We start from the raw sequence: 13,972 nt of genomic DNA on the forward strand, positions 1-13,972 counted from the left end.
AATACCAATTCTGTATGAAGATGCACATAATAAGTCCCTCCTTCACAAGGGGGGACGGCGTAGCCGGGGGGTAAATATATGCAGCTTCACAGAAAAATGGTATAACTTAATTATCGATTTTACTAACGATAAAATATACCAATAATTAGAGAAACAATGATTGGTATTAGGATGGGAATAGCAACTATAAGTCCCCACTTGCCAAACTTAATTTCCTCACCCTCAGATTTTAAAAATGCAATCCAACCTACAACTCCCATTAAAATCCAAATAAATCCAAAGGCAAGAAATATAATAAATATGGAATCTTCCATTTTTTGAAAACTAACTAAATATACATATAAAACGTTTTTTGGCGTTGCATATTTGCGGGATGGGCAACATGAGCGTCCCTTGTATTTCCGGGCGGGCAGGATGCCCACCCTACAAGAATTATCCCTTAATTCAGCAATGCCCGTTTTTTAATTGTAATTAATGCCCATCAATTAACTTTGCCAAAGTTACATTAAAATGACTAAAATTAAAAGCTTCAATAGTTCTTTTTTGCAAGTATTCTGCTTGGTAAATTACTGGGTTAGAACAATTACCTTGGAGAATTTGAATCAGATTATCAGCAATTTCCTCTACATTATCAGGGTCAACTAAACATCCCAACTCACCCTCAGCTAAGGGATCTATAGAACCATCTTGATTACCCGCTAACACAGGTTTACCACAAGCTAAAGCTTCTAGATAAACAATACCAAAGCCTTCTCCCTTACTAGGCAAAGCAAAAACATCGCAGAGATTGTAATAAGCACACAATTCTTCATCTGGTATAAACCCTGCAATATTTACACAATCTTGTAAATTTAAGCTGGAAACTAAAGCATTAATTCGAGGTAAATCATCCCCTTTACCTGCAAGAATAAAGCGAACATTAGGGACATGCAAGCGGACTTTAATTAATGCATGAATAATTTGGTCATAACCTTTGTATTTTGCCATGCGTCCCATGCGCGTTACTGTTAAAATTACAGGCTGTTCACCTGTTAAGTTATATCGTTCCAGTAAATAGGGAGGTTTAGGATTTATTTTAAATTTATTTGCATCAAACGTATTAGGCAAAATTACTATTTTATCTGAGTCAATACTTGTATCTTCAAGCAAACGATGACGAGTGTAATTACTAACACTAACTATTTTATCTGCTTTTTTTAATGCTAATTTTGTAACATTATTTTGAATATCCCAAACTTCTAAGCCATGAGCAACTACCCAGTAAGGAGTCCCAGTGAGGAGTTTTAGAGCATAACAAGCAATGGCATAGTTAACATGAGTTGAGATTATTATAGTGGGACGTATAAAAATAGCCGAAAGAATTATTTTGGTGGCAAATAAAATGGGTTGTAGTAATCTTGGCAAATCTCCAAAATAATGAAATTTTGTTGAAGTTAAAAACTGCAAGTTTTCTGGCCATCTTAAATTGTGCTTGTCATACTTGAGAAACACATCATAATCACCTTCAGGATATAGATTTTGTAAAGCTTTCAGCAGAAATATTGAGTAAACTTGAATACCTCCCTTAAAATCAAATATATTCGGAAATATTAAGTAAAAATGATGTTTATCAATTTTAGGCTTCTTGAACATCGTAAATAATTTCAGGGTTTGATTGCATAATTAAATTTTTTCGAGAATTTATAGCTGCTGCTATAAAATAAAACTCAATAGTTGTAAAAGTATAGTCCTCAGTAAAAACATCTGGGATTTGAGACACTAAAAACATAATCAGTGGCACAGTAATTAGAGGATTAGCATATTTGATTTGAAGTGCTATCTTTGTTAAAAAATTAGTAAATAGTAATAATCCAGGAACTCCTTGTTCTACTAACACATTTAAAAATATATTATGTGCATGATAACCTTTATTTCCCCAAACTTTTATTCCTATCGTTTCTGGAAAAACTCCTATACCAATACCAGTAAGTGGTCTTTTAATAGTTTCATTGATAGCTGCCTGCCACATTTCAAATCTTGACAATCCTGTTCTTACAATAGTAAGAGGCATTTTTACACTTGGATTTACTAAATTTGAATCTTTTAAATGTGGATTTTCTAAAAATATATTAATTAATGGAAATATTTTACTATCTGTCAAACCAATTCTCTCTGTAGAAATTGGTATAGTTAAAATACATAAAAATAACAAGCTAATTATATAAATCATTTTTCTAACACTAATAATTCTATATGCAAATAAAAGAAATATACCTAGTATTAAAATTACCCAACCATTTCCACTAGCAGAGAGAGCTAGAGAAATTATAAAAATTAATTCGCTTACATGTAATTCAATTTTAGAAATCTTATTCTGTTTTTCTAAAATCAGGCTTAAACATAAACCAATAGCGACTATTACCCCAAACTGATTGGGGTTTTGCATAATTGAACCAATCTCTGGATAAAAACTAGGGAATTTTAATAACTTAAAAATCCAGGACTTGGGAAATAAAGCTTCTATAAAACCCAAAACTGCAATTATTTGCAATAAGTACAATATGCAACGATAGTAGAACGTTAAAAGTGGTGTTTTTATATTTCTGAAAGTTAACACCAAAAAGGCAAAAAACAATATAAAGTAAGTTGAGTATTTTATACTACAAGCAATAGCAATAGTTGGAAATTGGCTCGTTAATGACGAGAACCACATCCATAAATACATCAGGCTTATAGATATCAAAACATTTTTATGCTTCTTAACAACTTCTGGTATAGATTTTACAGATAAAATAATTATTCCAAAGCTAAATGCCGGAAGTAAGAAATAATGAATACCAATATTTATTCCCGGAAATTTAACCCGCCCTAGAAGGGAAGAAAATAGTATGAGCAGGAAAAATATATTAATCATAGCTTTATAGTTGGGGGATAGTTGCTTTAGAACGAAAAACCTAGATTAAACCCTCGATTTGAGAGTTAAACAGAGATTTTGATATTTTTCCAACTAAAATTATGAGTATGTAAAGAATACTATCACATTACCGCCGAGCGGATATAAAAACACAAATAAAGCCTGCTGATGCAGGCTTTATCTCTAATAATCTTTAGAACTTACGCCAAATATAGAGTGCAACATTAATGGTTAGAACGGGAGCCAGAGGAGCCTACCACATTAGGATCGCTATAACCTACATTATCATCAGCTTTGCGGCTCTTGCGCCCAAATAAACCAAATAAACCGAGCAAGCCCAGCAAACCCCAATCACCATCTCGGTAATTTCTATCAGTAGTCGTGCTGTCTGTAGTAGTAGTGGTAGTACTATCAGGAGTGGTTGTTGTCTGTGCAGAAGCGGGCAAAACTGTAGGCAAGGTAGCCAAACTTAAAGCTAGAACAGTAGTTCCTAAAATTTTAGAGATATTAAAGCGTTTCACGATCGCATTCCTCAATTAAATTGCTGCAAGTAATAGTTAAAGCTTATTAAGTTCTAACAGCGCTAGCATCAATCTTTAGCTGCAAATATAAATCTACTTAAAGTTGTATTCGGGATAGAGCAAATAAGCATTTTGGTATAGATTATAATAACGTGCATGGCAACTTATGGGAAACTAAAGTTAGCGATCGCATTAAAAAAGCCCGATTCCAGAAGGTTTATTGATAATTAAGATTTTTACGAAAATTTGTCTGCGTCATCTAGCAATTGCTACACTTTCATTGAGTCGTCTGCCAAATTTTGAGAATGTTCTCACCACTTCCACCACCGGCAATAGTTTTTCCATCAGGGCTGATGGCGATCGCATAAATATATCCAGAACCCGTCTCTAAAGTGCGAATTTCCTTTCCTGTTGACGGATTCCACAGTTTAATTGTCTTGTCACTACTACCACTGACAAGAGTCAGATTATTTTGACTTCCAGCGCGCAAAAAGGCAACAGAATTAACTTTATCATTATGTCCCTTCAAGGTGCGGATTTCCTTTCCGGTTTTCAGATTCCACAATTTAATTGTTTTGTCTTTACTACCACTGGCAAGGGTGACACCATCGGGAGCAAAAGCAACTGAAAGAATCCAATCTGGATTTCCCCGTAAAGTGCGGATTTCCTTTCCTGTTTCTAGATTCCACAATTTAATTGTCTTATCCCAGCTACCACTAGCTAGGGTTTTGCCATCAGGACTAAAAGCTACAGATGGAACACCACTAGTATGTCCCTGTAAAGTGCGGATTTCCTTTCCTGTCTCTAGATTCCATAGTTTGATTTTCATATCCTTACTAGCAGTACCACTGGCAAGAGTTTTGCCATCAGGACTGAAAGCTACAGAAGTAACTCCGTCAGTATTTCCCTGTAAGGTGCGGATTTCCTTTCCTGTCTCCAGATTCCACAATTTGATTGTCTTATCTGCACTACCACTGGCAAGCATCTTGCTATCAGGACTAAAAGCTATAGTCCAAATCCAATTTGAATGTCCTTCTAAAGTGTGAATTTCTTCTCCACTGGCTAGATTCCATAGCTTGATTGTCTTATCATCACTGGCACTACCAAGAGTTGTGCCATCAGGACTGAAAGCTACGGAATTCACATCGCTGGAATGCCCTTTAAGGGGTTTGGGCTGAAAATAATTTTCTGAGACTGAAACGTTTTTTGGGGGCTGAATCGGCTGAGGAATCGGCTGAGGAATCGGCTGAGAAATCGGCTGAGAATATTCCTTCCTTGGAGCCTGGAAATACCAAACTCCCCCCAATCCCAACGCCAAAATGCTAGAAATTAACAGCAGTTGACTTTTTAACGTATTATTTAGCTTTGGTGAAACTAGCCCTTTGTTTGCTGGGGCAGCTGCAAATGTTGACGTAAGTACAGTTACTGGCAGTGATGACAATGGTGGTAGCCCTGGTGTCAAGTCGGCGATGACTTCATCAGGCGATTGGTAACGCTTTTGGATATCTAGTTGCAACAGCTTATCTAAAACTTCACCCAACTCTATAGACACATAAATCTCATTCCTACCTGGACTGATTAAATATTGTCGCCAAGATGCAACCCAACTATAGCCTTGCTGTATCCACAGTTGAGATGGGCGAACTCCAGTCAAAAGATGAAAACAAGTCGCCCCCAAACTGAATAAATCACTGCTTGGGTAAGCTTTGCCATCCTGCATCTGTTCCAATGCAGTGTAACCATGCGAACCAATAACAGTACCCATTTTAGTCTGCACTGTTACCGTTAGCTGCTTGGAAGCTCCAAAATCAATTAGCACTAATCGCTCATCATTTTGACGGCGAATAATATTTTGTGGTTTGATATCCCGATGAATCACTCCCCGAACGTGGATAAACTTCAGTACGGGCAGTAAATCTAGCAAAAGTTCCCGAATCTCTGTTTCGCTATAGTTTCCCCGTGTCTCCCATTCCTTAAGCAAGTTTTTTCCATTGATGAATTGCTGCACCAAAAACAGATAGCCATTTTGCTCAAAATAAGCCAATAAGGTTGGAATTTGCGGATGCTCGGCGAGTTCTTGGAGGCGACTCGCTTCTTGTTTAAATAGTTCAGTAGCCTTTGTGAGTGGCCCAGTTCCCTGAAGTTTTGGTGCAAATTGCTTTACAACACAGCATTCATTCAGCTTATGTACATCTTCTGCTAAATAGGTTCTACCAAATCCGCCCTCGTCTGACAACACTTGAGTGGGACGATAGCGACCTCCTAGCAGGGGTATTAGTTCTGCTCTACAACTGTGGCAATAGTTGTTTTTATCAGGATTTAGGGGTTTTTGGCAATCGGGATTCACACAACAGAGCATACTGGGAATCCATTTCAAGGAGTATATATTCATCTTAAGTCATGCAGTATAATCTCTGTTGTTAGTTAATCTCACTGAGATACTATACAAATCGCCAGTTTCCTTACCTCATCAGGTATTGAACAATTTAAATAATTGGAAAAAAGTTATGTTTGAGCAATCCCTTTTGAATAATTAATTGGTTTCAGCAGCAGGAGGCAGGAAGAAACTACCCTTAAAAGTGGTTAATTCCGGCAATAAAGCTTTATATTTTGTAACACTTTTTCCTGGATATAATTCCTCATTTGAAACTGGGCAATGACCCAGAACGAAAGTTTTGATTAATACTTTTTCCTCTAGCAATCCTCTCGATTTAGTAGTCTGGCAGCATTTAGCTCAGTTTGGCAAAAATATATTGACAAAAATCCGAAAAGCAATAATTTCAGCTTGTAGCTAAATATATACTTACAAAATTAATATTCGCTCTGGTACAGCTTGGCAAAAATCCAGCTAAAATCTCAAACAAGACTCCGGGCAAAGTCCTCTTATTGAAATTATGTATATTTTCGCCCCAGTGTATTAGTAGTTTGAATTAACCTATAAATTTATTGAATCAAATTTTGTCTATCTATATAAATAGCAAATCATTAGCAAAACCAGGAGCAGAATTATGCTATTAGAAACTAAAAACTATCGTCGCAAATTAAGTCATATTCTAATTTGTTCTTTGAGTAGTACTTTGTTAATTACAAGCAATCTGCTACCCATAAGTGCCTTGGGAAAACCTCAAAACTCTCAAGGCTTCATAATTGCTAAATCACCAGATGAGAGACAACCAGAAGCTGTAAAAAAAGCAATTGAGCAAATGCCTGCTGCGACTCAAACCTCAATAGCTCCAAGACGCAAGACATCTATTGAGTCACCAATACAAAATCGTCGTATCTCTTCTAATACAGGAACTTCGCAGCAAACCTCTAGCGCTTCAGATGATGACTCTACTTCTAGACCATCTAGACGTAGGACTTCTAACTCCAATTCTAATCGTTCTAATAATATTAGTTCTGGATCTAGATCGTCTGGAAGTAGAGCTTCTAATTCAAATACAAATCGCTCTAATGGTGGCTCCAGCAGAGTTCGCAAGCCAAGTTCTAATGTAGCTAGAAGTGAAAACCGAAATATCGCCTATGCAGCAGCTTCACCTGCGACACCAACTTATAAAGAGATCAACTTTGTCGATGTCGAATTGGGTATTTTGAGTAGGAATGACTTTCAATCTCAAGGTAGATATTTTCATTTCTATGAGTTTGAAGGTAGAGAAAATCAACTCGTTCAAATTAGGCTGATTGGCAGTAATGATACACGCAGATCAAATAACTTGAGTTTAAATCCTTTGTTGTTTCTGCACGATCCCGATAATAATATCATAGTCAAAAAAGGTGCTTTGGATAAGAGCAGTGGTCGCGATGATGCCTTCATTTTTGCGCGGCTACCTAAGAACGGTACTTACAAAATTGCAGTTACTAGCCGCGATGCTGGAGAGATTGGTCGCTATAGTTTGGCTCTGAGGAATGATAGAGCTAGCTATACTTTAGATGAAGCAGGGCAACTAAGTGCCAATAGTTCAACCTTGAAACAAAATGGAGGCGCTTACAATGTTTCTAATTTCCAAGGAAGAAAAAATCAGCTGATAAGTATTCGTGTAGATAGTGTTGATGAAGAATTTTCTCCTTACATAGCTTTGCTAAATTCTCAAGGAAAGACGATCGCTATCGATATAGACAAAAATAAGGATGGTGTGTACAGCGCTTTAATTGACCGAGCTAGGTTGCCTGAAGATGATACTTACTATATAGTTGTTACTTCCAAGAATCCACAAGAACGCGGTAAATATAGATTAACTATCTTCTAATAATTTAGCTTCTATAAAAAACATCTCCCTGGTTTTACTAGGCAAAACTTGTCCCTCTCCGACTCGGAGGGGGACATTTTAGTAGGGTACAGGTTTTTACTGAGACAACTGCCAAATCTTAATGGTGTTGTCCTCACTACCACTGACAAGGGTTTTGCTATCAGGACTAAAGGCTACTGATGTCACAGTATTGGTGTGTCCTGTTAATGTGAGAATTTCTTCTCCCGTGGCTGAATTCCAAAGTTTGATGGTGCGATCGCGGCTACCACTGGCAATAATTTTACCATCGGCACTGAAAGCTACTGTTGTGACTGTGTTGGCGTGTCCTAGTAGTGTGCGAATTTCTTTACCGGTTGCGAGATTCCAAAGTTTGATAGTGCGTAGGCGTTGCCCGTCGTAGACATCGCGGCTAGCACTGGCTAAAATTTTCCCATCTGGGCTAATAGCTACAGATGTTACGGTTTGATGATTTCCCTCCAGTGTACGGATTGAGTACCCTTTGGTGAGATTCCAGATTTTGATTGTCTTGTCAAAACTCCCACTGGCAAGAATCAGGCTATCGGGGCTAATAGCTACCGATCGCACCCAGAATATATGCCCTACCAGTGTCCGAATTTGCTCTCCTGTTGCTAAATCCCAAATTTTAATGGTGTTGTCATCACTACCACTAATCAGAGTCTCGCTATCAGCGCTGATCGCTAGGGCATGAACTGAGTCAGAATGCCCTGCAAGAGTGCGAATTTGTTTTCCTGTTTTTAAATCCCAAACTTTAATGGTGCTGTCATCGCTGGCACTTACCAGAGTTTTACCATTTGGGCTAATTACTACCGTATTCACCTGCTGAGAATAGGTGTTGAGTGAAGAGATTTGTTTCCCAGTGGCGAGATTCCAAAGTTTGATTGTGCCATTGCCGCCACTGCTGGCAATGGTTTTCCCATCGGGGCTGATGGCGATGGATAAAACCGAGTTTTCATGCCCTTGGAGGGTGTTAGCTAAGGAAACCTTACCCAAAGTAATCTTTGACACTTGACCTAAAAGCACGTCATCTTTGCCAGAATTATTGTGCTGACTCAACCTAGAAACTAAACTGGTTTGAATTCGGCGAAAATGTTTATACCAAGATTCCTGGAATCCGAACAACAGAATTAAAGCACTTACCAAGATTAAAACTCTTAATAAGGGATAACTTTTTGGTAAAGATGGGGCTTGAGTTGCAGGTATTTTTCCAGATGACTTACCGGCTGGTGGTAGGGCGAGGAGTTGTTTGGGAGTTAAATCTCTGAGAACTTCATCGGCTGACTGGTAACGTTCATGGATATCTTTTTTTAAAAGCTTGTCGATAATCAAATCTAATTCAGCATTTAATGGACTCCGCAAATATTCCCGCCAATTACTCACCCAGGCGTACCCCGATTCCATCCACAATTGGAAGGGTGAGTTTCCCGTTAGCAGGTGAAAGCAGGTAGCCCCCAAACCGAACAAGTCACTGGCGGGAAAAGCTTTCCCATCTCTAATTTGTTCTAGTGGGGAATAACCATGTGAACCAATGGATGTGCCAGATTTCTGCTGAACTTTTGCAGTGAATTGCTTCGAGGAACCAAAATCAATCAGACTTAATCGCCCGTCACTTTTATGGCGGATAATATTTTCTGGTTTGATATCCCGATGAATGATTTTGCGATCGTGGATAAATTTCAGGATGGGGAGTAAATCTAACAAAATAGATTGAATATCCCTAGCGTTATACCCCTTGCGCTGTTGCAACTCCTTTAACAAATTATCGCCATTGATAAACTGCTGCACTAAATATAGGCAGCCCTCTTGCTCAAAGTAAGCTATTAAAGTTGGAATTTGAGGATGTTCCCCAAGGTCTTGTAGTCGCTGTGCTTCTTCGGCAAACAACTCCATTGCCTTTTTTTGTGACCAAGTTCCTTGGAACTTAGGAGCTAATTGCTTGACAACACACCGTTCATTGAGTTTATCGACATCTTCTGATAGATAGGTTCTGCCAAATCCCCCCTCATCTGAAAGGACTCGGATGACACGGAAGCGATTTCTTAAAAGTGACACCAGTGGGGTGCTACAACTTTGGCAGAACTTCTTTCCATTGGGATTCAGGGGATTTAGGCAATCGGGATTTAAGCAGCAGATCATGATCTGACAGGCGCGACTGCATGACAACTTAGGCTAAGTTTGCCCCTAACTTTCCCTTAAGAAAATCGACTCTCGCTTACTTGTGGTAGAAAACCCTGTTCTGGGGATTGGGGAATTACTTAATATAGTTAGCGTTTGTAAATAGTAGTCAGTCTTCCTCATCTCTGGAAAACTACGAGAGCCATAAAATTAATTATTCTTCCGATTATATAATAATCTGAATAGAAATATTTTTTTGAACTGCTAGCCCTAGTAATTTTGCTTGTATATTCACAAGCGACAATTGACTAAGTATTAAGTTAAACCCTGATGGATAAAGCATCACTGACTATTAAATGTAGTCACAATACTTACTTTATTTGTTTTTGATATTTTAAATTGCTCATAATTACTTGTTGATTTGATACTTGCGTCAATCAGACTTCAACTTAATTTTGCCACCTGATTTACTTAAACCTCGCTCTCCATTTCCGAATAGCATTAGCAGTTCTGGCGACTGGTGGCATATATACATCAGGAGTTTCGTTATAGTTTTCGTATTGTGTAATACTTTTATTATTTAATTTTTGAGTAGTTAGACAGTTAGCTAAAGTAGGCAAATAGCTTGCATAACCTAAAGCTTTGATAATTTCTTCGGCAGTCTTAAACCGATCGTCTAACGTAACCTTCACCATTTTCCCTAAAATCTTGGCGAAACTATCGGTAATATTTAATTCTTTTTGCCAGCAGATTTCGCCAGTATTTGGGTGGTACTCAAATTCTAAAGGACTTTTAGCAGTCAACATATAAATACAAGTTACCCCTAGTGCATAAATATCACTGGCATAAACTGGACGAAGAGAAAACTGTTCTGGTGGTGCAAATCCCCTAGTTCCGATAAAGTTGGTATTTACATTTATTGAGTTTTCACAAGTATCAATTAATTTCTCTTTCACTGCACCAAAATCAATCAGTACTATCCGCCTGTCATACTCACAACGCAATAAATTCTGGGGTTTAATATCCCGGTGAATCACGTGATGTTTATGAAGATATTGTAATACTGGTAATAATTCCTGTAAAAACTGTTTAACAAAGGCTTCACTTTTGGGGCCACCTCGCCGCACTTCTTGGGACAAAGTCAAACCTGGGACGTATTCTTGAATTAAAAAGAACTCCCCATTTGCCTGAAAATAGTCCAATAGCATAGGAATTTGCGAATGACTACCGAGTTGGGCTAAAGTTCTTGCTTCTTTTTCAAAACGCGTACATGCCTTTTCCCAACTTTGGGGACTAGTCACTTTCGGACATAGCTGTTTAATGACACACAGGGGATTCCCAGGTAATACGGCATCTTTAGCTAAAAAAGTAATGCCAAAACCACCTCTACCTAGAACTTGCAATATTTCATAGCGATCGCGGAATAGCTTCTTCAAACCACACATCTGAACAAGTTGACTTTGCTGTGAAATGCTCTCTTGAGAATTCGTTATTTTCTGAGAAAAGCGATTCATTAGTATAGGATATGTGCTATTAAATGTCTCTAATCTTACAACTTATATTCGTAGATAGCAGTAATATTACTGCAACTTTGCGAAATCATCACTACTTTTCTGTTAAAAATTTAAAAAGCAAAAATAAATCTCTGTATAACTAGCGCTTTTAAGGGAATTTCAAAAATCTCTTTTATCTATAGGACTCATATTTGATTTTTGAACAAAACTCAGCTTTATTCCTTCTTCCCAGTCCCCAGTCCCTTACCTCTACGAGTGATTCAGAAATCAAATCAGATTGCTATAGGTGTTCTTTGCGCCTATATGTAGTTAAAGAAATTACTTTAAACCGCAGAGGCGCAGAGAACACAGAGGTAAGAAGTTAAAAAGGGTATTGAGTTTTAAGGCACTTCAATGGGAATCAAAGCATTTTCTGGCAAGTAGTTGCAAAAACGTCCTTCATCTGAAAGCACCAAAATCAAACGTAGGGGATAATCTGGCGGAACTTGCAAATCTGCCCACGGTACTGCTAACTCTAAACAATTATTTAAGGCTACTTGAGCGCGGCTGAAACGAGGCTGCCATTGGTAATTGTCTCCAGCTTCTCGAAACTGAATCGATTGCGTCAGCAAGTTAACTTCTAGAAGGTGGTGGAAAAGATAATTAAGTGGGGCTGCATCTGGTACATCTGCCAAAGGAACTGGGCTATTAAACATTGTTTTTTCTGGATAGAACCAGAGCAAATTCAATTCTGTTGGCAAATCTTGCCCTGGCGTAGCGCCACTTTTAAAATCCAGCCGCAAATAGAAATTGAGGTGATCTACCCCATACCAAAGTCGCTGGATGACACTGCTATTGTGCATCGTTCCTCGCGCCCCGCCGATTTCTATGCGTCCAGCTTTATCCCAATCTTGCTCATCACCCTTACCATCAATGACGGGATGGATAAACCCTTGTGGGATCTGGTTTGTCTGTGCTTCGTGGATTTCCACTGGTTGCTTGAGATAGGGCGGTATAGGTTCGTTTAATGCCTTATAAATGCCAAACAGATGTTCTCGAAACAACTGGTCAAAAATGGCATCTTGATTTGAAGAGTGTCCTGTACCAAACCACCAAAACCAGTCCGAACCCTCTGCCGCATACAATGCTTCCCATGCTTCTGGGTTGTTTTCTTCCGTCGCTTCGGGATGACTTGCGAGCATAACTCTTGCTTCCGTTAAGTAATCCCAAGCCCGATTTTTGGCGCGATCGCCAATCCAGGTGGTGAAACTGCCATCCACCCAAGAACCACTATGTAGTTGCCCTCCAGGAATGGTTGCTGTGGCGGGGAATTCTTCCAAAAATTCGGAGACAGTGACGAGTTTAAGGCGGGGTTCATCGCTCAAACTTTGATACAAAGCTTCTAAGAAGGGTTTGCCATCTTCGGGATAAAATTCCCAGCAATTCTCCCCATCTAAGGCAATGGTAACTAGCCAAGGTTGATCGCTTTGACTATCTTTTTGCATTTTGGCGATCGCTTGCAAATGTCCTACTAAGTCTGCTGCTGCCTTTTTTGCGGGCATCGCACTGTAGGTAAAGCCAATCAAATCTGATAATCTGTGGTCACGAAACACAATTGACAAATCACCCTCTGCGGTTTCCAGGCGATAGGGTTGATACAACAGTTCTGGCTGCTCCACATTCCCTGCCCCATCCCGATGAAAAAAGTGTTTTAGCGTCCACCCTAAAACGGCTTCATCTGAGCATATCCACTTAAACCCTTGGTTAATAATGTGTGGAAGTATTGCCGGACTAACTGACTGTTCCGAAGGCCACAAACCACGAGGGATTTGTCCAAAGCGTTCTTGATAAAAGTTCCAAGCTTTCCGCAAGTGACGGGGAATATCTTCTTCCCACTGAAAGCGTTGCTTAGGTAGCGTCATATTAGGCACAGCTACCCGCCCAGAGTTAGTATCAGCTAATAAGGGCAAAATCGGGTGAGTGTAAGGCGTAGTGGTAACTTCTAGCTGCCCCGACTCCTGCATTTTGCGATGTTGGGGGATAATGCGGCTGAGAATTTCTCGTTGTTTGGAATAAATGCGCTGGCGATCGCTTAAAGTAAAATTTCGACCCTGTTTTAACCAAGTAGCAATTTCCGGGTCATCCCAAAACAGAGGATCGATCCAAGCCAAATTGTGCCAAGCTAGCAAATCACTATAATCTGGCAATTCCCAATTTGCTAAACACCAAGCTTGCCCCTTATCTTGCCTTTGCTGATACAACTCGGCATAGCGGGGATGGGGATCGATCAGCGTATGGTGATTGGCATCAAAAAAGTGCTGGATAATAAATTCGCGCTGTTGCTGGGTGAGTTGTTCATCCGGTGTCAAACAGGCTGTGAGGTAAGGGTCAAAAGCAGTCCCAGCAATATAATCTTCGAGTTGTAATATCAGCGATGGAACTAAATTCACCGTTTGGTGCAACTTAGGATACCTCTCTAAGAGCAATACCAAATCCAAATAATCTTTAGTCCCATGTAAACGTACCCAAGGTAAACGGTACTGCTGACTCGGAGATGTCGAAACAGCACTACCAGGAGATTTGTACAGAGGCTGATGTTGATGCCAAATAAAAGCAATGTAAAGAGGATGGGACATAGGAATAGTTAGGAGTTAAGAATGAGGAGTTAGGAGTTGATTCAAAACT

The 13,972-nt window shown here is 39.1% G+C and carries 9 protein-coding genes; 1 reads left to right on the forward strand and 8 read right to left on the reverse strand.

The features are described 5' to 3' along the window. Nucleotides 1–122 precede the first annotated feature (122 nt). The 5 genes from V7K38_RS25630 to V7K38_RS25650 form a co-directional block, all read right to left on the reverse strand. Nucleotides 123–314 carry a hypothetical protein gene (locus V7K38_RS25630; protein WP_334861919.1) on the reverse strand — a complete coding sequence of 64 codons (192 nt, stop codon included), beginning with the start codon at nucleotides 312–314 and terminating at the stop codon, nucleotides 123–125. 157 nt (nucleotides 315–471) lie between these two features. Continuing rightward, the gene (locus V7K38_RS25635) at nucleotides 472–1,632 is read right to left on the reverse strand and encodes a glycosyltransferase family 4 protein (RefSeq protein WP_334861921.1); all 1,161 of its coding nucleotides are present in this window, start codon (nucleotides 1,630–1,632) and stop codon (nucleotides 472–474) included. Beyond that, nucleotides 1,616–2,893, reverse strand: coding sequence for an O-antigen ligase family protein (locus tag V7K38_RS25640; protein ID WP_334861923.1), 1,278 nt, complete (start codon nucleotides 2,891–2,893; stop codon nucleotides 1,616–1,618). The genes V7K38_RS25635 and V7K38_RS25640 overlap by 17 nt, the downstream gene beginning before the upstream one ends. A 224-nt stretch (nucleotides 2,894–3,117) precedes the next feature. Beyond that, entirely contained in the window at nucleotides 3,118–3,414 is a 297-nt protein-coding gene (locus tag V7K38_RS25645; RefSeq protein ID WP_334861925.1) for a WGxxGxxG family protein, read from the reverse strand. Between the two features lie 277 nt (nucleotides 3,415–3,691). Further along, the gene (locus V7K38_RS25650) at nucleotides 3,692–5,773 is read right to left on the reverse strand and encodes a serine/threonine-protein kinase (RefSeq protein WP_334861977.1); all 2,082 of its coding nucleotides are present in this window, start codon (nucleotides 5,771–5,773) and stop codon (nucleotides 3,692–3,694) included. A gap of 649 nt (nucleotides 5,774–6,422) precedes the next feature. On the opposite strand from V7K38_RS25650, the gene V7K38_RS25655 reads away from it, so the two are divergent. Beyond that, on the forward strand, nucleotides 6,423–7,661 hold the full coding sequence (locus tag V7K38_RS25655; RefSeq protein WP_334861927.1) for a peptidase: 1,239 nt from the start codon (nucleotides 6,423–6,425) through the stop codon (nucleotides 7,659–7,661). Between the two features lie 96 nt (nucleotides 7,662–7,757). On the opposite strand, the gene V7K38_RS25660 is transcribed toward V7K38_RS25655, so the two are convergent. The 3 genes from V7K38_RS25660 to V7K38_RS25670 form a co-directional block, all read right to left on the reverse strand. After that, on the reverse strand, nucleotides 7,758–9,815 hold the full coding sequence (locus tag V7K38_RS25660) for a serine/threonine-protein kinase (RefSeq protein WP_334861929.1): 2,058 nt from the start codon (nucleotides 9,813–9,815) through the stop codon (nucleotides 7,758–7,760). Between the two features lie 446 nt (nucleotides 9,816–10,261). After that, a complete protein-coding gene (locus tag V7K38_RS25665) occupies nucleotides 10,262–11,308 on the reverse strand; it encodes a serine/threonine-protein kinase (protein WP_334861931.1) in 1,047 nt (348 codons plus the stop codon). A 380-nt stretch (nucleotides 11,309–11,688) separates the two neighbouring features. Further along, nucleotides 11,689–13,923 carry a glycoside hydrolase gene (locus V7K38_RS25670; RefSeq protein ID WP_334861933.1) on the reverse strand — a complete coding sequence of 745 codons (2,235 nt, stop codon included), beginning with the start codon at nucleotides 13,921–13,923 and terminating at the stop codon, nucleotides 11,689–11,691. Nucleotides 13,924–13,972: the final 49 nt, after the last annotated feature.

Origin of the sequence: Nostoc sp. (genome assembly GCF_036917465.1) — a bacterium.
Classification (GTDB): Bacteria; Cyanobacteriota; Cyanobacteriia; order Cyanobacteriales; family Nostocaceae; genus Nostoc.

Bases quoted from the DNA above. Each gene is read 5' to 3' on its own strand.
- V7K38_RS25630 (WP_334861919.1), bottom strand. From the start codon at position 314: ATGGAAGATTCCATATTTATTATATTTCTTGCCTTTGGATTTATTTGG.
- V7K38_RS25635 (WP_334861921.1), bottom strand. From the start codon at position 1,632: ATGTTCAAGAAGCCTAAAATTGATAAACATCATTTTTACTTAATATTT.
- V7K38_RS25640 (WP_334861923.1), bottom strand. From the start codon at position 2,893: ATGATTAATATATTTTTCCTGCTCATACTATTTTCTTCCCTTCTAGGG.
- V7K38_RS25650 (WP_334861977.1), bottom strand. From the start codon at position 5,773: ATGCTCTGTTGTGTGAATCCCGATTGCCAAAAACCCCTAAATCCTGAT.
- V7K38_RS25655 (WP_334861927.1), top strand. From the start codon at position 6,423: ATGCTATTAGAAACTAAAAACTATCGTCGCAAATTAAGTCATATTCTA.
- V7K38_RS25660 (WP_334861929.1), bottom strand. From the start codon at position 9,815: ATGATCTGCTGCTTAAATCCCGATTGCCTAAATCCCCTGAATCCCAAT.
- V7K38_RS25665 (WP_334861931.1), bottom strand. From the start codon at position 11,308: ATGAATCGCTTTTCTCAGAAAATAACGAATTCTCAAGAGAGCATTTCA.
- V7K38_RS25670 (WP_334861933.1), bottom strand. From the start codon at position 13,923: ATGTCCCATCCTCTTTACATTGCTTTTATTTGGCATCAACATCAGCCT.